Below are 23,925 nucleotides of genomic sequence, written 5' to 3' on the forward strand. Positions count from 1 at the left end.
CCCGAATGCGACCCATCCACAGGATTCTAGGCCATTGGTCGCGTGCCCGTCAGAATCGCCACCCCCATGCCAGCCAGCGCAATGGCCCGCCCCTAGAGATCGATCCCCGCCTCCCTGAGCATGGCATCGACAAAAATCCGCTCGCCATTCTTGGCAATCGACTGGTTGGCAGCAATGCCGGTCAGGATCGACCAGGCGCCCGCCACCTGGTCGGAGGCGCGGCCATATTTGTCCGTTGCCATGTTGGCTGGATCAAACAGATAGCCCAGCATGATCGGGTCCGCCCCGCCATGGCTGCCCTTGCCGGTCCACACATCGAGCTTCTGCGGCAGTCCGCCGGCCAGATGCAGCTCGGTGAACATGGCCTCGGTCTCGTCGCGCTCGCGATGCCCGCCGGCGAACACGCCATGCACTTCGATATGCTTGTGCGTCAGCTCGCCCTTGGTGCCGTGGAACTTCACCTCCAGCCCTTCCCAGGGGGAATAGGCCACCAGCGTATAATTGAGCGAGGTGCCCGAGGCATATTGCGCCTGCACCTGCATGGTGTCCTCGATGGTGATGTCATCGGCGAACACGCATTTGTCGCGCCAGTAGCCGTCATCCTCCTCGGCATCGAGATAGAGTTCCTTAAGCGCCTCATCGGCCTCGAGGTCCATCTTGAAGGCGCATTTGTCCGCCACCGGGCAGGTGTGGCAGCGCTCGCCATGGCCTTCGAGCCCCAGCTTGATCGCCATCTCTGGCGTATAGAAATCGCGTTTGCCAATGGCCGTCACGCTCTTGGGCGTCGAGGCGACCCACCAGTTGAGCAGGTCGAAATGATGGGTGGACTTGTGCACCAGCAGCCCGCCAGACTTGTCCTTGTAGCGGTGCCAGCGGCGGAAATAGTCGGCGCCATGCACCCGGTCGAGATACCAGCGGAAATCCACCGCCGTGATCTCCCCGATCACCCCGCTCATCAGAAGGTCCTTGAGCTGGGTGCGGGCCGGCGAATAGCGATAGTTGAAGGTCACCGTGACCGTCTTGCCGCTCTCGCGCTGCGCATCGAGGATGCGCTTGAGCCGCGCCACATCGATGGTCATCGGCTTTTCGGTCATCACATTGCGCCCCGCCTTGAGCGCCCGCACGATATATTCGTCGTGCAGATAGTCCGGCACCGTCACGATCACCGTGTCGGGGTCCTGCTCGCTCAGCATCCGGTCGAAGTCCTCGGCCAGATAGGTGGCAATGCCATTGCCCGTGGTGTCGGGCACCTTGTGCGCCGACAGCGCCAGCCGGCTCTGGTTGACGTCGCACAGGCCCACCAGTTCGGCGCTTTCGGCATGGGTAATGGCCACGGCATCGCGGAACATCTGGTGGCGTCCGCCGGTGCCGACAATGGCGAATTTCTTGGTCATCTGCTGAAGGATTCTTGCTGCTGGAAGAAGGCCGAACCGGCCGGTTACATCTACCATACAAGATTTCCGCGCAGCCCGGTAGGGGCAAATCGCGCCCCTCGGCGATTTGCATGGAGAGGTATCCGGGCCCGCCCCAACCACCGGCCAGCACCTCCCCCTTGATGGGGGAGGGTGGGAGGGGGTGACGGGAGCCACGATATCTTGGCCAATCCGCCCCCACCTTTGAGCCCTCCCACAAGAGCCTGCACTCGGGCGCGCCAAGGCGCGACCCGGGTGGGGAGGTGTCGACTGAGGTTTTCGCGCCCTGGTCAATCCACCCGGAAACGCCGAGCCCAGCCCTAGCTCCGCAGCCCCGGCGCTTCCTGGCCGGTGCTCAGCACATATTCGGTATAGCCGCCGCCATAGGTGTGCACGCCCTCGGGCGTCAGCTCCAGCACGCGATTGCTGAGCGCCGCCAGGAAATGCCGGTCGTGGCTGACGAACAGCATTGTGCCCTCATACTGGCTGAGCGCGGTGATCAGCATTTCCTTGGTGGCGATGTCGAGATGGTTGGTCGGCTCGTCCAGCACCAGGAAATTCGGCGGATCAAACAGCATCATGGCCATCACCAGCCGCGCCTTCTCGCCACCCGACAGCACCCGGCACTTCTTTTCGATGTCGTCGCCCGAAAAGCCGAAGGCCCCCGCCAGCGCGCGCAGCGGCGCCTGCCCGGCCTGCGGAAAACTGCTTTCGAGCTGCTGGAACACGGTCAGATCGCCCTCCAGCACATCCATGGCATGCTGGGCGAAATAGGCCATCTTGACGCTGGGCCCGCGCGTCACTGTGCCCTGATCGGGCTCGGTGGTGCCGGTGATCAGCTTGAGCAGCGTCGACTTGCCGGCACCATTGACGCCCATGATGCACCAGCGCTCCTTGCGGCGCACCTGGAAGTCGAGCCCGTCATAGATGCTGCGGCTGCCATAGCTCTTGCTGACGCCCTTGAGCTGGGCCACATCCTCGCCCGAGCGCGGCGCGGGGCGGAATTCGAAATCCACCACCACCCGCCGCTTGGGCGGCTCGACGCGGTCGATCTTGTCGAGCTTTTTCACCCGGCTCTGCACCTGCGCGGCATGGCTGGCCCGCGCCTTGAAGCGGGCGATGAAATCCAACTCCTTCGCCAACATAGCTTGTTGGCGCTCAAATTGAGCCTGCTGGTTCTTTTCGGCAATGGCCCGCTGCTGCTGGTAGAATTCGTAATTGCCCGAATAGCTGGTGAGCGAGCCCGCATCGATCTCGATGATCTTGGTGCAGATGCGGTTCATGAACTCGCGATCATGGCTGGTCATGAACAGCGCGCCCGAATAATTCTGCAGGAACGCCTCGAGCCAGATCAGGCTTTCGATGTCCAGATGGTTGCTCGGCTCGTCGAGCAGTAGCGCATCGGGGCGCATCAGCAGGATGCGCGCCAGCGCCACGCGCATCTTCCAGCCGCCCGACAGCGCGCCAACGTCGCCATCCATCATTTCCTGCGAGAAGCCCAGACCGTCGAGCACTTCGCGCGCCCGGCCATCGAGCGAATAGCCGTCCAGCTCCTCGAACTGGTGCTGCACCTCGCCATAGCGCTCGATAATGGCGTCCATCTGGTCGCCCTTGTCGGGGTCGCCCATGTCCGCTTCCAGCGCCCGCATTTCGGTGATCAGCGCACTGACCGGCCCCGCCCCGTCCATCACCTCGGTGACGACACTGCGGCCAGCCATCTCGCCCACTTCCTGGCTGAAATAGCCGATGGTGACGCCGCGATCGACCGACACCTGGCCCTCGTCGGGCTGTTCTTCGCCGGTGATCATACGGAACAGCGTGGTCTTGCCCGCGCCATTGGGGCCGACCAGCCCGATCTTTTCGCCCTTTTGCAGCGTGGCCGAGGCGTCGATGAAGACGATCTGCTTGCCGTTCTGCTTGCCGATGCTTTCAAGGCGAATCATGACTGGTCTGTTCCTGCGCTCGCGGGTCGCGCGCCAAAGCGGGCGGTTGAGGCCTGTCGTTAAGCACTGCCGGCGCTTCGGCGCAACCCGGCAGGTGCCCCGACATTGCCCCCTTGCACCAGGCGCCGGGCAAAGCTGTGATTTGATCGGCCGGCCCTTGCCCGAATCGGCGCCGGGGTGTGCTAACCAGCCTGGGGCCAAGAGTTGAGATAGTGACCTTAGGCGCAGCACCGGCATCGCGCCGGCCGCCAATCCGGAGACCCGATGAAGGTAGCAATCGACATGGGAACGAGCAGCGGCACGACGCCCGCCACGCTCGACCTCGAAGAATTGCTGGCCACGCGCCTGCTGGTGCAGGGCAATTCCGGCTCCGGCAAATCCCATCTGCTGCGCCGCCTGCTCGAACAGTCCGCGCCCTGGGTGCAGCAGTGCATCATCGATCCTGAGGGCGATTTCACCACGCTGTCCGAGCGCTATGGCCACCAGGTCATCGACGCCACCCGCACCGAGGCCGAGCTGACCCGCATCGCCGCCCGCGTCCGGCAACACCGCGTCTCGGTTGTGCTCAATCTTGAGGGGCTCGACGTCGAGCAGCAGATGCGCGCCGCCGCGGCCTTTCTCGGCGGCATGTTCGATGCCGACCGCGACTATTGGTATCCCGTGCTCGTCGTCGTCGACGAAGCCCAGCTCTTTGCCCCCTCCGTGGCTGGCGAAGTCAGTGACGAAGCGCGCAAGCTCTCGCTCGGCGCCATGACTAATTTGATGTGCCGCGGCCGCAAGCGCGGCCTCGCCGGCGTCATCGCCACCCAGCGCCTCGCCAAGCTGGCCAAGAATGTCGCTGCCGAAGCCAGCAATTTCCTGATGGGCCGCACCTTCCTCGACATCGACATGGCCCGCGCCGCTGACCTCCTGGGCATGGAAAAGCGCCAGGCTGAACAGTTCCGCGATCTGGCCCGTGGCCATTTCGTTGCCCTCGGCCCGGCCATTTCGCGCCGCCCGCTGCCGGTGACCATTGGCGAAGTGGTGACTTCGGCGCGCTCCACCAGCCCCAAGCTGACCCCGCTGCCCGAGGCCCCGGCCGATGCGGCAGACCTGATCTTTACCGCATCACCCGAAGAGGCCACGCGCCCCGTGGTGCGCCGTCCGCCACCGCCCCCGCCGCCCTCGACCAATGATCTGCTGGCACAATTGTCGCGCGCCCGGCCGCCCGAGGTGGAAGCCGCGCCGCAATCGCTGTTCCCCGAGATCGACGAGGCCGAGCGCGACGCCCAGATCGACGCCATCATGGCCGAGCTCCTGGGCGATCCCGACGCCAGCTTCCGCACGGTCGCGGTGCTCTATCAGGATTTCCTCGTCCGCTGCCGCATTCGCCGCGTGCCCGGCGAGCCGCCGGCCCTGCCGGCCTTCAAGCGCAAGCTGGCCGTCGCCCGCGTCGCGCCTGACGCCGCGACTGTGCAGTCCGATGGCTGGCAACAGGCCCTGGCGCTGTCCGAAACGCTCACCGACGATGTGCAGGGCGTGTTTCTGGTTCTGGCCCAGGCCGCGCTCAGCGGCGCGCCCTGCCCGTCCGACGCCACCCTGGCGCGCCTTTATGGCACCCATTCGGCCAGCCGCGCCCGGCGGCTGCTGACCTGGTTCGAGGAACGGGGCCTGCTGGTCGTGCGGCTCGATTTCCGCAACAACCGCGTCGTCGCCTTCCCCGATCTGGGCGTCGAAACCGCCGCCGGTGACCCCAATGGCCCCGATGCCGTGGAAGACCACCGCGGCGCGGCGGAATAGCACTGCCGTCGGCGCAAGCCTTGCGGCGCCGCGCCTAGCCGATCAACTCCGCCTTGAAGCCATAGCGCCCCGTGGCGCCCGGCCCTAGCAGCTCCACATAGGGCCGTTCCGCCAGCTCGTCAGAACCATCCACCTCGGCCGCCGTGCCGCGCCAGGGTTCGAGGCACACAAACGGCGCCCCCGGCTTGGACCACAACGCCAGGTTGGGCAGGTTCTCCCAGGTAAAGTGGATCGCCTTCTCGCCCGCGCCATAGCGGAGCCCGGCGCCCGCCCCCTCGGGAAACAGCATGGCATCGGCCGCAAACAGGCTGTGATCGAGCACGAGATGACCGCGCACAAAGGGCGAGGCCAGCTTGTCGGGCTGCACCAGCCCGCCGCTCAGCCGCACCAGCGCCGGCGCGCCGCCATTGTCCAGCGTCACCCGATGCACCTGGCCTTCGCAGCCTGGCAGCGGCCAGACAAAGGCCGGATGAAAGCCGATGCCGAACGGCATCAGCGCGTGGCTGGCATTGTGCACCTCGGCGGTCACGGCAACCGCCCGCCCCACCAGGCGATGCTCGATGGTCAGCGTGAAGTCGAACGGATAGACCGAGTGGCTGGCCAGGCTCGACTTCAGCACGTGCCGGCAAAAATCGCGGCCCTGGCTCTCCAGCTCAAACGTGCTGCGCCGCGCAAAGCCATGCTGCCCCATGGGAAAACGCTGGCCATGCACAGCGATATGGTCGCCCGGCGCCTTGCCCACAATGGGGAACAGCACCGGCGAGCGCCCACCCCAGAACGCTGCGTCGCCATCCCACAGCCAGGCCTGGCCGTCCACCGTGGTGATCGACTGCATTTCCGCGCCCAGCGGCGACACCGCAACGCTCAGATGCTCATTGGCGATAGTCACTGTGTTCATGCGGCCCCCCACCAACAGCCCCAGCCCGGCGCGCGCCCAATAGGGCCGCAGCAAACGAGCCGAAGACCCCTGCATCATACGCAATTCGCCCGACCGGTCACCCGGCGTTTTCGTCACAGCCCGCATTCGCTGGCCAGACCCGCTCTTGCCCACCTGCCCTGGATGGGCCAAACACCCATCATGTCCTTGCCCCCGCTTCCCATTGACGATGCCTTGCCCGGCCTGCAGGCCGCCCTGGCCGCCGGCCCCTATGCCGTGCTGGTGGCGCCGCCCGGCGCCGGCAAGACCACGCGGGTGCCGCTCGCCCTGCTTGAGGCGCCCTGGCGCGGCGACAGCCGCATCATCATGCTGGAGCCACGGCGCCTCGCCGCCCGCGCCGCCGCCGCCCAGATGGCGCGCCTGCTCGGCGAGGAGGTCGGCCAGACCGTGGGCTACCGCGTGCGCATGGACACCAAGGTCACGGCCCGCACCCGCATCGAGATCGTCACCGAGGGCGTCTTCACCCGCATGCTGCTCGACGATCCCGAGCTGACCGGCATTGCCGCCGTGCTGTTCGACGAATTCCATGAGCGGAGCCTCGATGGCGATCTGGGCCTCGCGCTGACGCTCGATGCCGCTGCCCTGCGACCGGACCTGCGCGTGCTGGTCATGTCGGCCACGATCGATGGCGCCCGTGTGGCGCGCCTGCTCGGCGATTGCCCGGTGATCGAAAGCCTAGGGCGCGCTTTTCCCGTCGAGACGCTGCATGCCGAGCCCGATCCGCTCAAGCGTATTGAGGATCAGGTCACCGACGCCGTACTCGCGGCGCTGCGGGCGCATGAGGGCTCGGCCCTGGTCTTCCTGCCCGGCCAGGGCGAGATCACCCGCGTTGCCGAACGTCTGGCCGGCCGCGTCCCCGCCGATACCGATATTACCCCGCTCTTTGGCCAATTGACCCCCGCCGAGCAGGATCGCGCCATTCGCCCCGCCGAACCGGGCCGCCGCAAGATCGTGCTGGCCACCTCCATCGCCGAAACCTCGCTGACCATCGACGGCGTGCGCATCGTCGTCGACTCCGGCTTCCGCCGCGTGCCGGCCTATGATCCCGGCACGGGGCTGACCACGCTCGAAACCCGCCGCGTCTCCCGCGCCGGGGCTGACCAGCGCCGCGGCCGCGCCGGCCGCACCAGTCCCGGCGTCTGCATTCGCCTCTGGAACGAGGGTCAGACCGCCGCCCTCGCCCCTTTCGACACGCCCGAAATTCTCGCCGCAGACCTCGCCGGTCTCGTGCTCGATCTGGCCAATTGGGGCGTCAGCGATCCGGCGGCCCTGGGCTTTCTCGATGCCCCGCCGGCTCCCGCTTGGGCCGAAGCCTTAGCCCTGTTGCAGCGTCTCGACGCGCTCGACGATCAGGCGCGCCTCACCCCCGCCGGCAAGGCGTTGGCCCGCCTGCCGCTCCATCCGCGTCTCGCCCATATGGTGGTCGCTGCCGCAGCAGAGGACGATGCGCTCACCGCCGCCGAACTGGCCGTGCTGATCGGCGAACGGGGTCTGGGTGGTGACGACACCGATCTCGGCCACCGGCTCGACCGCTTCCGCCGCGCCACCGGTCCCAAAGCCGACGCCGCCCGCGCCATGGCCCGGCGCTGGGCCAGCCTGGTCGGTGGTGGCAAGGGCGGCAATTTCGCCCCCGGCCATCACCTTGCCCGCGCCTTTCCCGACCGCATTGCACAGGCCGCCGGCCCGCGCGGCCGCTTCCGCCTTGCCAATGGCCGCCAGGCCGCTCTCGAGGTCACCGACGCCCTGGCCAGCCAGCCCTTCCTCGTGGTGACCGACATCACCGGCACGGCCGCCGCCGGCCGTATCCGGGGCGCCGTGGCGCTCGATCGCGACGACCTCGAAACGCTCTTTGCCCATCGCATCACCGCCGGCACCACGCTGAGCTTTGATGCCGCCTCGGGCAGCGTCAGGGCCCGTCGCACCCGCCAGCTCGACGCCCTGCGCCTCGCCGATGAACCCGCGCCGATCGATGATCCCGAAGCCGCTGCCCAACTGCTGGCCGAAGCCGCCGCCCGCCGCGGCCTCGATCTCTTGCCCTGGAGCCGCGACCAGCTGGCCTGGCGCGCCCGCGCCGGCTTCCTGCGCGGCACGCTGGGGGCCGACTGGCCCGACCTCGGGCAGGAGGCTCTGGCGGCGAGCATCAGCGACTGGCTCACCCCGGCCCTGTTTGGTCTCTCCAAACTGTCCGAGATTTCAGCCGAGCATCTGCGCAACGCGCTCGACCTGCTGCTGCCCTATGCCAGGCGGCAGGAGATCGAGGCCCTGCTGCCCAGCCACTTCGTGGCCCCCACCGGCAATGGCGTGCCCATCGACTATGCAGCGGAAGGCGGTCCGGCCATCGAGATCCGCGTGCAGGAACTGTTCGGGCTCACCCGCCACCCCACCATTGCCAATGGCCGCATCCGCCTGGTGCTGGTGCTGCTCTCGCCCGCCCATCGCCCGATCCAGACCACGCGCGATCTGCCCGGCTTCTGGGCCGGGTCCTGGGCCGATGTCGCCAAGGAGCTCAAGGGCCGCTATCCGCGCCACCCCTGGCCCGACGAGCCCGCCAAGGCGCATCCCACCGCCCGCGCCAAGCCGCGCGGCACCTAGAGCAACAAAGGCCCCGGATCGCTCCGGGGCCCCTGCTTTATTCAGCCGGCGTAAAGTTCAGCGCCACGCCATTGATGCAATAGCGCAGGCCGGTGGGCGGCGGGCCGTCGGGGAACACATGGCCCAGATGGCTGCCGCAGGTGGCACAGTGCACTTCCGTGCGCACCATGCCATAGCTGCGGTCGGTGGTGGTCTCCACCGACCCCGGCAACGGGTCGTTAAAGCTCGGCCAACCGGTGCCGCTCTCAAACTTCAGCGTCGAGCCGAACAGCGGCGTATCGCAGCCGGCACAGGAAAAAGTACCCTGGCGCTTCTCGTGCAGCAGCGCGCAGCTGCCCGGCCGTTCCGTGCCATGCTGGCGCATCACCTGATATTGTTCCGGCGTCAATCTGGCCCGCCATTCCGCGTCGGTGCGGGTCACCTTGTAAGCATGGGCATCCATGGCTTTACTCCTTTTGTCGCCTTGTCATTCGTTGGCAATATAGGATGAGTTACAGCCCTCACCTAGGGGCGCAGGCTCCATTCGCCCCTTTGCGCAGCAGGAGCCCGCCATGAGCTATGTCACCACTATTGCCGAGCTCGAAGCGCTCTATACACCCGCGCCCGTCGCGGCTTCCACCGTCAAGGTGGCCCATGCCATGACGCAGCATTATCGCCGGCTCATCGAGGCCAGCCCCTTTGCGGCCCTCGCCACCGTCGGCCCCGAAGGCATCGACTGCTCGCCGCGCGGCGACCAGCCCGGCTTTGTCCGCGTGCATGATGACACCACCCTGATGATGCCCGATCGCCGCGGCAACAATCGCATTGATTCGCTGCGCAATATCGTGCGCGATCCGCGCTGCGCCTTCCTCTTCCTGCTACCCGGCTCGGGCACCACCTTCCGCGCCAATGGCCGCGCCCGGCTCAGCATCGATCCGGACCTGCTTGAGAGCTTTGCAGTCGATGGCAAGCCGCCGCGCTCGGTGATCGTCATGACCATCGACGAGCTCTATTTCCAATGCGCCCGCGCCATTGTGCGCTCCGAACTGTGGAACCCGGCCCGCCACATCGACCCGGCCACCCTGCCCACCCCCGGCGCCATGCTGGCCGGCATGAGCGACAACACCGTCGGCGGCGCCGCCTATGACCAGGCCTGGCCCGAGCGTGCCCGCCAGACCATGTGGTGAGCCCCCAGGCGACGGGCTGACTGTCGCACACCCGTCACCCACCCTTCATGGCCCGGTCATGGCGCCGCACTACCACGCCCGCATCATCCTGCGAGGCGAACATGACGTTGAAATTCGTGATTATGAGCGATCTGCACCTGGTGCCCGAGGGCAGCCTGTCCATGACGCTCGATACCTCTGCCCGGCTCGAACAGGCGGTTGATGCCGTGCTGGCCCGCCATGCCGATGCCGATTTTGCCATTCTGGCCGGCGACCTGGCCGATCATGGCGAAGCGGCAGCCTATGAGCGTCTCAAGACCATCATCGCCCGCCTGCCCATCCCGGCCCATATCACCCTGGGCAATCACGACGACCGCCCGACGTTCCTGTCCATCTTCGGCGATGATTTCGCCGCCGAAACCGGCAAGATCGACAAGGTCATCGACATCAAGGGCTATCGCATCATCATGCTCGATTCCTCCGAGCCCGGCCGCGTCGACGGCGTGCTCGAGGAGGCCCAGATCGCCTGGCTCACCGCCCGCCTGGCCGAAGCCATGGATCGCCCGGTCATCGTCGTGCTGCACCACAATGCCAATGCGCTGCACATCCATTCCGACACCATCCGCATGCTCGAGCCCGACGCCTTCATCGCCGCGCTCAAGACCCATCCCGATATCCGCCAGATCATTGCCGGCCATGTGCACCTGACCTCGACCGCCACCTGGCATGCCCTGCCCTTCACCACCCTGGCGGGCGGGCATTATTCGGTCGATTTCTCCGTCGACCGCCCCGACGCCCCGATGCGCCGCATCACGGGCCCCGGCCAGATGGCCATCGTCGTCGGCACGCCCGACCGCACCACGGTGCTGTTCGACGATTTCATCGACGGCAATTCCGACATCACCATGGACTAAAGCCGGGCTCCGGCCGCCAAAGCCGCCCGAATCAGCAAGCCCGACCTTCAGGCCGGGCTTGCCAGGCCCAGTCAGGCCGCGTCGCGCGCGCCTGCCTGCCGCCCGGCCCTGAGCGTATGGGCATACCACGACAGCTCCTCGAGCATGGTCACCACCGTCGGCGCCAGATAGGGATAGTCGGCAAAATCCTTGCCCTCGCGCAGCAGGCCGAGCATGGGTTCCATATTGATGTGAACCGCCTTTTTGAGCGGCACGATATCGAGCTCGATCGCGATCATGCGCAGCTGCTCAACCGCCCTTGCCCCGCCCACCGCGCCATAGCCGACAAAGGCCGCCGGCTTCCGGTTGGGCTCGGCATAGAGAAAATCCACCGCGTTCTTGAGCACGCCGGAGATGGCGTGATTGTACTCGGCCGTGACGAAGATATAGCCGTCCAGTTCGGCGATCTTGCCGGCCCATTTGCGCGCCTCCGGGGTTTCGATCGGCACATAGGCGGGCGAGGCAGCGGCTTCGAAAAACGGCAGCGGGAAGTCCCTGAGGTCAACGATCTCGGTCTCGATGTCCTGTCGGTCAGCGGCCAGTTCGGCCACCCAGCGCGCCACCCGTTCGCCAAGGCGACCTTCGCGCGTGGTGGAAATGATGATGCCGATTCGGGGCTTGGTCATAGTGTCAGTCTCTTTTACTGCGTAAGGGACGATTGGAAATCTAGTCACTGAACGTAACTGACACTATATTGGTGACCATCCAAACGACCGACAAGACGGCACTTTTTCCTGCCCGGAGGCACCAGATGGAAACGATAGGCACCACAGCGAAACCCCCTCGGACCTATGAGGAATGCACGGGCATTGCCGTGCCCATGATTGAAGTGCTGGGCCGGATCAGCGGCCGTTGGTCGCTCTATGTCATCTTGGCGCTGATGCAGGGCCCCATGCGGTTTTCACAGCTGCGGCGCCAGCTGGAGGGCATCTCGCAGAAGATGCTGACCCAGACCCTGCGCGAGCTGGAGGAGGACGGCATCGTGCATCGCACGGTGACCCCGATCATCCCGCCAAGGGTCGACTATGAGCTGACGGCCATGGGGCGCGAGCTGCAGGAACCCTTGTCCGCCATCCACGACTGGACCATGCGCAACCGCACCCAGGTGGCCCGGGCCCGCGAACGCTATGCAGCGGCCCGCGCCGAAGAGCGGAGCCAGATGGCGCCACTACGGCACTTCGCTTCGCGCTGAAAGGAAGGAAATGGTGGGAGTAACAAGGATTGAACTTGTGACCCTTCGCGTGTGAAGCGAATGCTCTCCCGCTGAGCTATACTCCCATCGCCTGATGGCGAAAGTCTTTAGAGAGATGGTGGGCGTAACAAGGATCGAACTTGTGACCCCCTCGATGTCAACGAGGTGCTCTCCCGCTGAGCTATACGCCCATCTCTCCGGGAAGGCAGAACCGCTAGGCCCTGCCAGTGGCGCGGATAGACCATAAAACCCGTTCTGGGGTCAAGAGGGCAATCTGCCGATTGTGGATAGTCTTTTTTCTCAGGCGGCCAGAAGGCGCTCGACCTCGTTGACCAGATCCTTGAGATGGAAGGGTTTGCTGAGCACCGAAGCATCCTTGGGCGCATCGCTGTCAGGGTTCAGCGCCACGGCGGCAAAGCCGGTGATGAACATCACCTTGAGGTCGGGATCCAGCTCAGTGGCGCGGCGCGCCAGCTCGATACCGTCCATTTCCGGCATCACGATATCGCTCAGCAGCAGCGAAAACGGCTCTTCGCGCAGGCGTTCATAGGCGCTCAGGCCATTGTCGAACGACACCACTTCATAGCCGGCATTCTTGAGCGCCCGCGTCAGGAACTGGCGCATGTCGTTGTCGTCTTCTGCGAGCAGAATTCGCTTCATAAAACCTCTCCGGTTCCCGACGTGCGGCGCCCGATGTCACCATCGGGCCGCAAACGCATGGCGCGAAACAATCCCACGCCTTCCTGGCGCGAGTCGCACCATAGCGGGGGATGTTTAAGCGAAGTTTGCCGTTCTGCAACAGCAACCGCTTTGTCACCGCTGTATTTGTGACAATCTGGACAACGCAGGCGCAAACGGCGAAACTGTGGGCAAATCACCCGCGCCGGCAACAGGCGCAGGTTCGAGGAGGCAGTGTGCGGTCCGACTATTGGGATCAACCCGCGTTTGAAACCATCCGCCCGCGTCGCCTGATGGCGCCGGTGGTGTTCAATTCGCCCCATTCCGGCCGCGTCTATCCCGAGCGCTTCCTGGCCATGACCCGGCTGGACCATCTGTCCATCCGCCAGTCCGAGGATGCCTGGGTCGATGAATTGTTCGGCCGTGCGCCCCATCTGGGCGCCCCCATGCTGCGGGCGCATTTCCCCCGTGCCTATCTCGACGTCAATCGCGAACCCTGGGAACTGGACCCCACCATGTTCGTCGAGCCGCTGTCGGATCGCTTCAACACCACCTCGCCCCGCGTCGCTGCGGGCCTGGGCACGCTGGCCCGCGTAGTGGCCGAGAACAAGCCGATCTATCGCGAGCGCCTGACGCTGGACGACGCCACCATGCGCATCGAGGGCATCTACCATCCCTATCACGCCGCCTTGCAGCGCCTCTTGAGCGAAGCCATGAGCGCCTTTGGCGTTGCCCTGTTGATCGACTGCCACTCCATGCCGCGCATCCAGCGCGCCCAGGACAAGGCGGCGCCCGATATCGTGCTGGGCGACCGCTATGGCACCACCTGCGCCCCCGGTCTGGTCGATCTGGTCGAGACCGTGTTCACCAGCGCGGGCCTCAATGTCGCGCGCAACCGGCCCTATGCCGGCGGCTTTGCCACCCGCAATTATGGCCGCCCGCAGCATGGCGTGCATGCCCTGCAGATCGAGATCAGCCGCCACCTCTATATGAACGAGGTGACCCTGACCCAGCACGAGGGCTTTGAGGCCATGCGGGCCCTGCTCGACCGGCTGATCTTCGCCTTGGTCGGCATAGACCTGGTGGCGCTGGCCGCCGGCCACCCCGGCCTCACCCGCGCCGCCGAATAGAGGCAACGCCGGCGCCGATTCCAGCTTCCCCGTCTGCACATGGGCCGATAAGAAGACCCCGACATCTGGGGCCGCATTGCCATGACCATCGATCTCGCCAAAGTCGAAGCCACCCTGCTGGCTGCCGCCGACGCCGCCGCCACCCGCACCCTGCCGCTGTTCCGCTCCGGCCTGGCCGTCGACAACAAGCTCAGCGCCGGCTTTGACCCCGTCACCGAGGCCGACCGCGGCGCCGAGACCGCCATTCGCGCCATCATCGCCGAAGCCTTTCCCGACCACGCCATCATCGGCGAGGAATGGGGCACTTCGGGCGCGCACGACTACACCTGGATCATTGACCCGGTGGACGGCACCCGCGCCTTCATCTCCGGCGCCCCCGTCTGGGGCACGCTGATCGGCCTGACCCACCAGGGCGTGGCCATCGCCGGGCTGATGAGCCAGCCCTTCATCGGCGAGACCTTCCTCGGCCTGCCCGGCCGCGCCAGCTATGCCCGCGCCGGCAGCACCACGCCCATCCGCACCAGCGGCCAGACCGACCTGGCCCCGGCCCGCGTCTTCACCACCACGCCGCGCCTGTTCAACACCCCGGCCATGCTGGCCAAGTGGCACGCCATCGAGTCAGCAACCCGGCTGCAGCGCTTCGGCATGGATTGCTATGGCTATGCCCTTTTGGCCGCCGGCCAGGCTGATCTGGTCATCGAGCCGTACCTCAACACCTACGACATCGCCGCCCTCGTCCCCATCATCCGCGAAGCCGGCGGCGCCATCGCCTGCTGGGACGGCAGTGAGCCCACCGGCGGCGGCAATGTGGTGGCGGCAGCCACCCCCGAACTCCTCGACAAGGCCCTGGCGCTGGTCAACGCCAGCTAGGGTTTTCCCGCGGGGGATGGTTGGCCCGGATCCTGTGGCGCGCCGCCCCCTATTGGCTCTGCTGGGTAATAAACGCATCAAACGCCGCCAGCACCTGGCCGCGGATCACGTCGGATTCCATGAACAGCTCATGCCGCGCGCCGGCGATGACCAGGTGCCGGCCGATGCGCATGCGAAGGCCCAGCTGTTCGATGGCGCCGGGGGACACCACTTCGTCGCGCGCCGCCGCCAGCATGAGCAGCGGCACCTTGATGCGGGCGGGGAAGCTGTCGCTGGTCGCCTCGGCCATGGCGCCCATGGCGGCGGCGACCCAGCGCACGGTGGGGGAGCCGATGCCGAGGTCCGGCCGGGCGCGCAAGACGTCGACCATGCGCATATAGCGGATGAGATCGCCGGTCAGCGGATTGCCGGGGAAGGTGGCTTCTGACGCCGGCCTGTCGGCGCGGCGGCCGACGGGCAGACGGCCGAGGCCGACAAAGCTCAGCACCTCGGCGACGCGGGCCATGCCGGCCATGCTCAGCGGCTGGCGATCGAGCGCCACCATGGGCGCCGACACCAGCACGCGATCAAACATCATGCGATCATTGATGGCGGCATAGAGCGAGGCCAGCCCGCCCATCGAATGACCGACCAGATAGAAGGGCGGCGGGCATTCGGGCAAAAGGATCTCGCCGTGAAAGCTTTTCAGATCCGTCCAATAGTCCTCGAAGCGGTCGACATAGCCCAGGCTCTTGTTGCCGATCAGCCGCTCCGAGCCGCCCTGGCCGCGCCAGTCAAAGGTCGCGACGGAAAAGCCGCGCCGGCGGAAATCGGCGATGGTCTCGAAATATTTCTCGATGAATTCGCTCCGCCCTTGCACCAGGCATATCGTGCCGCGATGCGCCCCTTCGGACTTGGGCCAGAACGCATAGCGCAGGCGCACATTGTCCGAGGTGGTCATGAACCCCACCTGCGCCCCCTCGGGCACCGGATTGGACGCAATATTGACCAGGCTGGCGTCGGGGGATTGTGGGGATGTCATGGATGGGGCCGCTCGTCTCGTTGTCCGACTTAGAGCAAACACCGGCGCAAAAGAAAACCGGCATCCGAGGGGATGCCGGTTTTCGCGCTTCGGCCCGGGCGGGGGGCGGATGACTGGGCCGTCGCAATGATCGCGGGATAGTCCTGAGATCATTGCCCTGTTCTAGCGCCGCCGGCCTGAACCTGAACGGACCGCGCCGTTCATGTCCGGTTCACGTTTTGCCTCCGCACGAAGTTGTGGCCCATGCCCCTTGGCGGGTCTTGAACGGGCAAAATCCACGCCCATATCTGAGCCGTTCGCCGGGTTTCCCGGGAACCCCGACCTCCGATTTTTGGGCTCGCCTAATGCTGGGAGCCCCTCTGGAGACCACCGGGACATCCACGTTGCTTTACGGAGAATGTGACTATGCAGACCATCGATTTTTCCCCCTTCTACCGCTCGACCGTCGGCTTTGACCGCGTGTTCAACCGCCTCGATACCCTGGTGGGCCAGGAGGCCAAGACCTACCCGCCCTACAATATCGAGCGCACGGGCGATGACACCTACCGCATCTCGATCGCCGTCGCCGGCTTCTCCAATGGCGACATCGCCATCGAGACCAAGGAGAACAACCTGGTCGTCAAGGGCGCCAAGCCGGCCGAGACGGCCGAGAAGACCCGTGAATTCCTCCACCGCGGCATTGCCGAGCGCGCCTTCGAGCTGCGCTTCCAGCTCGCCGACTATGTCGAGGTCCACGGCGCCACGCTCGAGCATGGCCTGCTGCATCTTGAACTCAAGCGCGAGCTGCCCGAGAGCAAGAAGCCGCGCACCATTGCGATCAACGCCGGCAGCCAGCCCAGTCTTGAAGACCAGTCGGTCAACTGATCGGCTGACTTGATATCGCCATAGATCGGGCGCGCAGTGTGCAAGCACTGCGCGCTTTTTGCTGTGCGGCGTCCAACGGGGCCCCGGCATTGGCGCGACCACCCATTTCATCTCTGATTGACAGGACGATATTGTGAAAACCCCATCGATCGCCATCAAGGCCAATGGCAAGTCTGCCGTCATCGACATTCTCAACGCCCGCCTGGCCGACGCCATCGACCTCTCCCTGATCGTCAAGCAGGCGCATTGGAACCTCAAGGGCCCCAACTTTATCGCCGTTCATGAAATGCTCGACCCCATGCGCGCCGCCATCGACACCCATGTCGACGTCATCGCCGAGCGCATCGCCCAGCTCGACGGCATTGCCCTGGGCACCTCCCAGGTCGTCGCCAAGGCCACCGCGCTTGCGCCCTACCCCACCGACATTCGCAAGACTGCCGACCATCTGGCCGCGCTCGCCGAGCGCTTTGCCACCCTGGCCAATCAGGTGCGCGAGGATATCGACGCCACCGACGAGGCCGGCGATGCCGATGCGGCCGATATCCTCACCGGCTTTTCGCGCGAGCTCGACAAGGACCTCTGGTTCATCAAGTCCCATCTCGAATAGGCAATCATAGCCATTCGAGCCCATCCAGGGGGTATTTCCGGCCGGAAATGCCCCTTTTGCCCCTGTAGCGCACCGTGATTGCCTACACTGTCCTATTGCAAAATCGGCAATGTCCTATTTTTTCCCCGCCTAACCGGGCAAAGGCGCTTGCTCCCAGTCTGGAATTATGCAAATGTGAATTCGATAGGGCAGCACAACTGTCCTATCTGACGCGTCGCCCCGCTCTCCGCGGTCAGCACGCACGCCGGTCCGGCTGGCCCGCTAGACGATAGCGGAAACGGACAAGCGGGGCTAAACTAGCCCGAAGACGAGCGGCCATTTGGATGCAGCGCCGCTCCCCAAGCATGGACGTACCTGCTCATCGGAGCCGTACTGTGTACGCCCCCGCATGAACAGCGCGCCCGCCAGAGGACACATATGCATCCAACCCGCCGGTTCGCCGGCACCAACAGGATGCACGACACAGCAACACAGCCCGTCACAACGGGCGCGACCAGATAACGAGGACCCTTGTCATGGCACACCCGCGGAACGGCACAACCACCCCCGTCACGGCGAGCACTGCCAATGTCAAAACCTTGATCCGCGATGGTCAGCGCGTTGCCACCGGTCGTCCTGAGGCGCAGGGTCTTTATGATCCCGCCAACGAGCATGATGCCTGCGGCATCGGCATGATTGCCAACATCAAGAACAAGCCCAGCCACGAAGTGGTCGAAAAGGGTCTCGAAATCCTCGAGAACCTCGAACACCGCGGTGCCGTGGGCGCCGACCCGCTGATGGGCGACGGCGCCGGCATTCTGGTGCAGACCCCGCATGCCTTCTTCAAGAAGGTGCTGCCCTTCGCCCTGCCGGAAAAGCACCACTATGCCGTGGCCATGCTGTTCTATCCCAACACCGAAGGCCTGCGCGATCGCGTGGAGCCGGTGGTGCGCTCGTGCCTCGCCGCCGAAGGCCTGAGCCTGCTCGGTGAGCGCACCGTGCCCACCAACAACGCCAAGCTGTCGGCCGGCGTCATCGCCACCCAGCCCATCATCGAACAGATGGTCATCGCCCGCCCCGAGGGCCTGACGCTCGACGAATTCGAGCGCAAGCTGCTCATCGTGCGCAAGGTGATCTCCAACACCGTCTATGCCGAGATCCCCGAGTCGGCTGGCGACAACGGCTTTTACGTCGTCTCCATGTCGGCCCGCACCATTGTCTATAAGGGCATGTTCCTGGCCGACCAGCTGGGCGCCTTCTATACCGACCTGCATGACGAGGATTTCGAAAGCGCCATCGCCCTGGTGCACCAGCGCTTTTCGACCAACACCTTCCCGTCCTGGAAGCTGGCCCATCCCTATCGCATGACCACGCACAATGGTGAGATCAACACCATCCGCGGCAACGTCAATTGGATGGCCGCGCGCCAGGCCTCGGTCACCTCGCCCAAGTTCGGCGACGACATCACCAAGATCTGGCCGATCTCCTATGAGGGCCAGTCCGATACCGCCTGCTTTGACAACGCGCTCGAGTTCCTCGTGCGCGGCGGCTATTCGCTGCCCCATGCCGCCATGATGCTGATCCCCGAAGCCTGGGCCGGCAACCCGCTGATGGATGAGACGCGCCGCAGCTTCTACGAATATCACGCCGCCCTGATGGAACCCTGGGACGGCCCGGCCGCCATGTCGCTCAGCGACGGCCGCTATGTCGTGGCCACGCTCGACCGCAATGGCCTGCGTCCCGCCCGCTATCTGGTGACCAAGGAAGGCCATGTGGTCCTCGCCTCCGAATCGGGCGTGCTGACCATTCCGGACGAGGACATAGTCGAGCGCTGGCGCCTGCAGCCCGGCCGCATGCTGCTGATCGATCTGGAGGAAGGCCGCATCATCTCCGACGAGGAGATCAAGCGGACCCTCGCCACCAAGCACCCCTATGGCGAATGGCTGGCCCGCAGCCAGATCGTGCTCGAAGACCTGCCCGAGACCGCGCCCAAGGCCCCGGTGACCACCGAGAGCCTGCTCGATCGCATGCAGGCCTTTGGCTACACGCAGGAAGACATCAAGATCCTGATGGCGCCCATGGCCACCACCGGCCAGGAAGCCGTGGGCTCGATGGGCACCGATACGCCCATTTCCGCGCTGAGCCAGAAGTCCAAGCTCCTCTACACCTATTTCAAGCAGAACTTCGCCCAGGTGACCAACCCGCCCATCGACCCGATCCGCGAGGAATCGGTGATGAGCCTGGTCAGCTTCATCGGCCCGCGCCCGAACATTCTCGATCTCGAAGGCAGCTCGCGCGAAAAGCGGCTCGAGGTGCGTCAGCCTATTCTGACCAATGAGGATCTCGAAAAGATCCGCGCCATTGGCGACATGGCCGACAACCAGTTCAAGACGCTGACCATCGACATCACCTACCCCGCCGCTGAAGGCGCGCTGGGCATGGAAGCGGCGATCTCCGCCATCTCCGAGCAGGCCGAAGCGGCCGTGCGCGGCGAATACAACATCATCATCCTGTCCGACCGGCTCGTCGCGGCCGACCGCATCGCCATTCCGGCGCTGCTGGCCACCGCTGCCGTGCACCATCACCTGATCCGCAAGGGCCTGCGCACCTCATCGGGCCTGGTGGTGGAAACCGGCGAAGCCCGCGAAATGCACCATTTCGCCATGCTGGCCGGCTATGGCGCCGAGGCCATCAACCCCTATCTCGCCTTCGAAACGCTCTCGGCCCTGCATGCCGAAGGCGAATTCCCGGCCGAGGTCGACGCTCATGAAGTGGTCTATCGCTACATCAAGAGCGTGGGTAAGGGCCTGCTCAAGGTGATGTCCAAGATGGGCATTTCCACCTACCAGTCCTATTGCGGCGCGCAGATCTTTGACGCGGTGGGTCTCTCGACCGAATTCGTGCAGCGCTTCTTCTTTGGCACTGCGACGACCATCGAGGGCGTGGGCCTGGGCGAAGTGGCCGAGGAAACCGTGCGGCGCCACAAGGACGCCTTTGGCGACGACATCGTGCTGCGCAAGGCGCTCGATGTGGGCGGCGAATATATGTACCGCATCCGCGGCGAAAAGCATGCCTGGAGCCCCGATGTGGTGGCCGACCTGCAGCATGCCGTGCGCACCCATGACGAGTCGCCCGAGAACGCCCAGGAGCGCTACAACAGCTTTGCCCGCCGCGTGAACAGCGGCGAGAACGGCTATCTGGCCATCCGTAACCTGTTCGACGTGCGCCCGATCGGCACGTCCGTGTCGATCGATGACGTCGAACCGGCCGTCGAGATCGTCAAGCGTTTCGTCACCGGCGCGATGAGCTTTGGCTCGATCAGCCGCGAGGCGCATACGACCCTGGCCAAGGCGATGAACCGCATTGGCGGCAAGTCCAACACCGGTGAAGGCGGCGAAGAGCCCGATCGCTACAAGCCCCTGCCCGATGGCTCGGCCAACCCCATGCGCTCGGCCATCAAGCAGATCGCCTCGGGCCGCTTTGGCGTCACCACCGAGTATCTGGTCAATGCCGACCAGCTGCAGATCAAGGTCGCCCAGGGTGCCAAGCCCGGCGAAGGCGGTCAGCTGCCCGGTCACAAGGTCGACTGGATCGTCGCCAAGACCCGTCACTCCACCCCCGGCGTGGGCCTGATCAGCCCGCCGCCGCACCACGACATCTATTCCATCGAAGATCTGGCCCAGCTGATCTACGACCTCAAGAACGTCAATGAGCGCGCCGATATCTCGGTCAAGCTGGTGTCGGAAGTGGGCGTGGGCACCGTTGCGGCCGGCGTTGCCAAGGCGCGCGCCGACCACATCACCATCTCGGGCTATGACGGTGGCACGGGCGCGTCGCCCCTGACCTCGCTCAAGCACGCCGGCGGACCCTGGGAAATCGGCCTGGCCGAAACCCACCAGACGCTGGTGCTGAACCGCCTGCGCAGCCGCGTGCGGCTGCAGGTCGATGGCGGCCTCAAGACCGGCCGCGACGTGCTGATCGGGGCCCTGTTGGGTGCCGACGAGTTCGGCTTCTCCACCGCGCCGCTGATTGCGGCCGGCTGCATCATGATGCGCAAGTGCCATCTCAACACCTGCCCGGTTGGCGTCGCCACCCAGGACCCGGTGCTGCGCAAGCGCTTCAAGGGCACGCCCGAGCATGTCATCAACTACTTCTTCTTCATCGCCGAAGAGCTGCGCGGCCTGATGGCCGAGCTGGGTGCCCGCACCCTGCAGGAGCTCATCGGCCGCTCGGACCTGCTCGATCACAAGCATCTCAAGGACTATTGGAAGAGCGAAGGCATCGACTTCACCAAGCTGTTCTACAAGCCCGAGCCGCTTGGTGGCGACACGCTCTACCACTCCGAGACGCAGAACCATCACCTCGAAGCCGTGCTCGACCGCAAGCTGGTCGAGCTGGCCGAGCCGGCTCTGGCGCGCGGCGAAGCCGTGCAGATCGACCTGCCCATCCGCAGCCGCGACCGCTCAGCGGGCGCCATGCTGTCGGGCGCGCTGGCGACCCGCTATGGCCATGAGGGCCTGCCGGACGACACCATCTCGATCACCCTGCGCGGCACCGCCGGGCAGAGCTTTGGCGCCTTCCTCGGCCGCGGCATCTCCATCGACATGATTGGCGACGCCAATGACTATGTCGGCAAGGGCCTGTCGGGTGGCCGCATCGTGGTGCGCCCGTCCGACAAGGCCAGCTTTGTGCCCGAGAAGTCCATCATCGTGGGCAATACGGTGCTCTATGGCGCCATTGCCGGCGAGTGCTACTTCCGCGGCATTGCCGGCGAACGCTTCGCCGTGCGCAACTCGGGCGCCATTGCGGTGGTCGAGGGCACGGGCGATCACGGCTGTGAATATATGACGGGCGGCGTGGTCGTGGTCATCGGCCAGACCGGACGCAACTTTGCGGCCGGCATGAGCGGTGGCGTGGCCTATGTGCTGGACGAGGACGAGACCTTCCGCGACCGCTGCAACCTGGCCATGGTCGATCTCGAGCCGGTGGCCGAGGAGGAAGCGCTGATGCAGCAGATCCACCACCATGGTGGGGACCTCGAATGGCATGGCCGTGTCGACATTTCCGGCGACATGACCAAGCATGACGACGAACGCCTGCACCAGCTGATTTCCAATCACCTGCACTACACCGGCTCGACGCGCGCCAAGTACATTCTCGACCACTGGGTCGAAATGCGACCCAAGTTCGTCAAGGTCATGCCGGTCGAATATCGCCGGGCGATCAAGGAAATGGAAAAGAAGCGGGCCAGCAGCGGCTTCGGCGCGGCGGCAGAATAGGGAGAGCAAAATGGGTAAGGTAACAGGCTTTCTCGAGATCGAGCGCGAAGAGCCCCGGTATGAACCGGCCTCCGACCGCATCCGCCACTTTGGCGAATTCACCATTCCCATGAGTGAAGGCCGCATTGTCGACCAGGCAGCGCGCTGCATGGATTGCGGCATTCCCTTCTGCCATGGCGACACCGGCTGCCCGGTGCACAACCAGATCCCCGACTGGAACGATCTGGTCTATAACGGCGACTGGGAAGAGGCGGCGCGCAACCTGCACTCCACCAACAACTTCCCCGAATTCACAGGCCGCATCTGCCCGGCCCCCTGCGAGGAAGCCTGTACGCTCAACCTTGAGGACGTGCCCGTCGCCATCAAGACGGTGGAACAGGCCATTGCCGACCGCGCCATCCGCTCGGGCTGGATCAAGCCGCAGATCGCAGCGCGCAAGACCGGCAAGTCCGTCGCCGTCGTCGGCTCCGGCCCGGCCGGCCTGGCGGCTGCCCAGCAACTGGCCCGTGCCGGCCATGATGTGCATCTCTATGAACGCGAGCCCAAGGCTGGCGGGCTGATGCGCTATGGCATTCCCGACTTCAAGATGGAGAAGGACCACATCGATTTCCGCGTCGAACAGATGCAGGCCGAGGGTGTCACCTTCCACTATGGCGTCAATGTCGGCGTCACCACGCCGCTCTCCGAGCTGCAGGCCGGGCACGACGCCGTGCTGCTCTGCGGCGGCGCCGAGAAGCCGCGCGATGTCGATGCCGAGGGCACCGAGCTCAATGGCGTGCATTTTGCCATGCCGTTCCTCGTGCAGCAGAACCGTCGCCTCGGCGGCGAGGATGTGTCGGGCCAGATCCAGCTGACCGCGGCCGGCAAGCATGTCGTGGTGGTGGGCGGTGGCGATACCGCAAGCGACTGCGTCGGCACCAGCTTCCGCCAGGGCGCTATCGCCGTGACCCAGCTCGACGTGCGCCCCATGCCGCCCGAGCTCGAAAACAAGCTCACCAACTGGCCCAACTGGGCGGTCAAGATGCGCACGTCCTCGTCGCAGGCCGAAGGCGCCATCCGCGAATTTGCCGCCGGCACCATGAAGATCATCGGCAATGCCAAGGGTCAGGTCACCGGCGTCGAATGCGCCCGCGTTGATCGCAAGCGCCAGCCCATCCCCGGCACCGAATTCGTCATCAAGGCCGATCTGGTGCTGCTGGCCATCGGCTTTGCCTCGCCGGTGCATGAGGGCATGCTGACCGAATTGGGCGCCCAGCTCGACAAGCGCGGCAATCTCTTCGCCGACACGCTGAGCTACAAGACCACGGTTCCCAAGGTCTATGCCGCCGGCGACATGCGCCGTGGCCAGTCGCTGGTGGTCTGGGCCATCCGCGAAGGCCGCCAGGCCGCCCGCTCGATCGACTTCGACCTGATGGGCAAGACCGACCTGCCACGCTGAGCAGCGTGCCGCAGGCAAAATCGCGCCGGTGGCGCGCTTCTGAGCTGAGCAGGCCATGAGGGCTATGCCCGAATGGCCTGCTACGAGGGGCCCTTGAAAGCGAAGT

At 65.4% G+C, this 23,925-nt stretch carries 18 protein-coding genes and 2 tRNA genes; 11 read left to right on the forward strand and 9 right to left on the reverse strand.

What is annotated here, in order from left to right; translation table 11 throughout:
- Positions 1–92: 92 nt before the first annotated feature.
- Together E8M79_RS17725 and E8M79_RS17730 are read right to left on the reverse strand one after the other, a co-directional pair.
- The gene (locus tag E8M79_RS17725; protein ID WP_137153162.1) at positions 93–1,394 is read right to left on the reverse strand and encodes a Gfo/Idh/MocA family oxidoreductase; all 1,302 of its coding nucleotides are present in this window, start codon (positions 1,392–1,394) and stop codon (positions 93–95) included.
- Positions 1,395–1,732: 338 nt separating this feature from the next.
- Positions 1,733–3,355 carry an ABC-F family ATP-binding cassette domain-containing protein gene (locus E8M79_RS17730; RefSeq protein ID WP_137153163.1) on the reverse strand — a complete coding sequence of 541 codons (1,623 nt, stop codon included), beginning with the start codon at positions 3,353–3,355 and terminating at the stop codon, positions 1,733–1,735.
- 264 nt (positions 3,356–3,619) lie between these two features.
- Between E8M79_RS17730 and E8M79_RS17735 the strand changes: the two genes are divergently transcribed.
- A complete protein-coding gene (locus E8M79_RS17735; RefSeq protein WP_137153164.1) occupies positions 3,620–5,134 on the forward strand; it encodes an ATP-binding protein in 1,515 nt (504 codons plus the stop codon).
- Between the two features lie 34 nt (positions 5,135–5,168).
- On the opposite strand, the gene E8M79_RS17740 is transcribed toward E8M79_RS17735, so the two are convergent.
- Positions 5,169–6,032, reverse strand: a complete 864-nt coding sequence (locus E8M79_RS17740) for an aldose 1-epimerase family protein (protein WP_137153165.1) — start codon at positions 6,030–6,032, stop codon at positions 5,169–5,171.
- 180 nt (positions 6,033–6,212) lie between these two features.
- On the opposite strand from E8M79_RS17740, the gene hrpB reads away from it, so the two are divergent.
- Positions 6,213–8,663: an ATP-dependent helicase HrpB gene (hrpB, locus tag E8M79_RS17745; RefSeq protein WP_137153166.1), complete on the forward strand. Its 2,451-nt coding sequence runs from the start codon at positions 6,213–6,215 to the stop codon at positions 8,661–8,663.
- 37 nt (positions 8,664–8,700) lie between these two features.
- Here the strand turns inward: hrpB and msrB are convergent, their stop codons facing one another.
- On the reverse strand, positions 8,701–9,105 hold the full coding sequence (msrB, locus tag E8M79_RS17750) for a peptide-methionine (R)-S-oxide reductase MsrB (protein ID WP_137153167.1): 405 nt from the start codon (positions 9,103–9,105) through the stop codon (positions 8,701–8,703).
- A 109-nt stretch (positions 9,106–9,214) separates the two neighbouring features.
- Here msrB and E8M79_RS17755 point away from each other — a divergent pair, with 109 nt between their 5' ends.
- Both E8M79_RS17755 and E8M79_RS17760 read left to right on the forward strand, forming a co-directional pair.
- Entirely contained in the window at positions 9,215–9,829 is a 615-nt protein-coding gene (locus tag E8M79_RS17755; protein ID WP_137153168.1) for a pyridoxamine 5'-phosphate oxidase family protein, read from the forward strand.
- Between the two features lie 116 nt (positions 9,830–9,945).
- The gene (locus tag E8M79_RS17760) at positions 9,946–10,722 is read left to right on the forward strand and encodes a phosphodiesterase (RefSeq protein ID WP_248305084.1); all 777 of its coding nucleotides are present in this window, start codon (positions 9,946–9,948) and stop codon (positions 10,720–10,722) included.
- 71 nt (positions 10,723–10,793) lie between these two features.
- Here the strand turns inward: E8M79_RS17760 and E8M79_RS17765 are convergent, their stop codons facing one another.
- Positions 10,794–11,387, reverse strand: coding sequence for an NAD(P)H-dependent oxidoreductase (locus E8M79_RS17765; protein WP_137153170.1), 594 nt, complete (start codon positions 11,385–11,387; stop codon positions 10,794–10,796).
- Between the two features lie 194 nt (positions 11,388–11,581).
- On the opposite strand from E8M79_RS17765, the gene E8M79_RS17770 reads away from it, so the two are divergent.
- A complete protein-coding gene (locus E8M79_RS17770; protein ID WP_248305085.1) occupies positions 11,582–11,953 on the forward strand; it encodes a helix-turn-helix domain-containing protein in 372 nt (123 codons plus the stop codon).
- Positions 11,954–11,964: 11 nt separating this feature from the next.
- On the opposite strand, the gene E8M79_RS17775 is transcribed toward E8M79_RS17770, so the two are convergent.
- The 3 genes from E8M79_RS17775 to E8M79_RS17785 all read right to left on the reverse strand — a co-directional run bounded on the left by E8M79_RS17775 (position 11,965) and on the right by E8M79_RS17785 (position 12,613).
- Positions 11,965–12,039, reverse strand: a tRNA-Val gene (locus E8M79_RS17775).
- Between the two features lie 30 nt (positions 12,040–12,069).
- A tRNA-Val gene (locus E8M79_RS17780) sits at positions 12,070–12,144 on the reverse strand.
- Positions 12,145–12,253: 109 nt separating this feature from the next.
- Positions 12,254–12,613, reverse strand: a complete 360-nt coding sequence (locus E8M79_RS17785) for a cell cycle two-component system response regulator CpdR (RefSeq protein WP_046105558.1) — start codon at positions 12,611–12,613, stop codon at positions 12,254–12,256.
- A gap of 254 nt (positions 12,614–12,867) precedes the next feature.
- On the opposite strand from E8M79_RS17785, the gene E8M79_RS17790 reads away from it, so the two are divergent.
- Both E8M79_RS17790 and hisN read left to right on the forward strand, forming a co-directional pair.
- Positions 12,868–13,761, forward strand: a complete 894-nt coding sequence (locus tag E8M79_RS17790) for an N-formylglutamate amidohydrolase (protein ID WP_248305029.1) — start codon at positions 12,868–12,870, stop codon at positions 13,759–13,761.
- Between the two features lie 81 nt (positions 13,762–13,842).
- Entirely contained in the window at positions 13,843–14,631 is a 789-nt protein-coding gene (hisN, locus tag E8M79_RS17795) for a histidinol-phosphatase (RefSeq protein WP_137153173.1), read from the forward strand.
- A gap of 49 nt (positions 14,632–14,680) precedes the next feature.
- Here hisN and E8M79_RS17800 read toward each other — a convergent pair whose 3' ends face one another.
- A complete protein-coding gene (locus E8M79_RS17800; RefSeq protein WP_171015921.1) occupies positions 14,681–15,652 on the reverse strand; it encodes an alpha/beta hydrolase in 972 nt (323 codons plus the stop codon).
- A 405-nt stretch (positions 15,653–16,057) separates the two neighbouring features.
- Here E8M79_RS17800 and E8M79_RS17805 point away from each other — a divergent pair, with 405 nt between their 5' ends.
- From E8M79_RS17805 to E8M79_RS17820, 4 genes are all read left to right on the forward strand, one after another.
- Positions 16,058–16,516: an Hsp20 family protein gene (locus E8M79_RS17805; protein ID WP_137153175.1), complete on the forward strand. Its 459-nt coding sequence runs from the start codon at positions 16,058–16,060 to the stop codon at positions 16,514–16,516.
- Positions 16,517–16,649: 133 nt separating this feature from the next.
- Positions 16,650–17,123, forward strand: a complete 474-nt coding sequence (gene dps, locus E8M79_RS17810) for a DNA starvation/stationary phase protection protein Dps (protein WP_248305030.1) — start codon at positions 16,650–16,652, stop codon at positions 17,121–17,123.
- A gap of 515 nt (positions 17,124–17,638) precedes the next feature.
- Entirely contained in the window at positions 17,639–22,381 is a 4,743-nt protein-coding gene (gene gltB / locus E8M79_RS17815) for a glutamate synthase large subunit (protein ID WP_137153177.1), read from the forward strand.
- A 10-nt stretch (positions 22,382–22,391) separates the two neighbouring features.
- Complete coding sequence (locus E8M79_RS17820; RefSeq protein WP_137153178.1) at positions 22,392–23,819, forward strand: glutamate synthase subunit beta; 1,428 nt, start codon at positions 22,392–22,394, stop codon at positions 23,817–23,819.
- The last annotated feature ends 106 nt before the right edge of the window (positions 23,820–23,925 follow it).

This window comes from Devosia sp. FKR38, assembly GCF_005222805.1.
GTDB lineage: Bacteria > Pseudomonadota > Alphaproteobacteria > Rhizobiales > Devosiaceae > Devosia.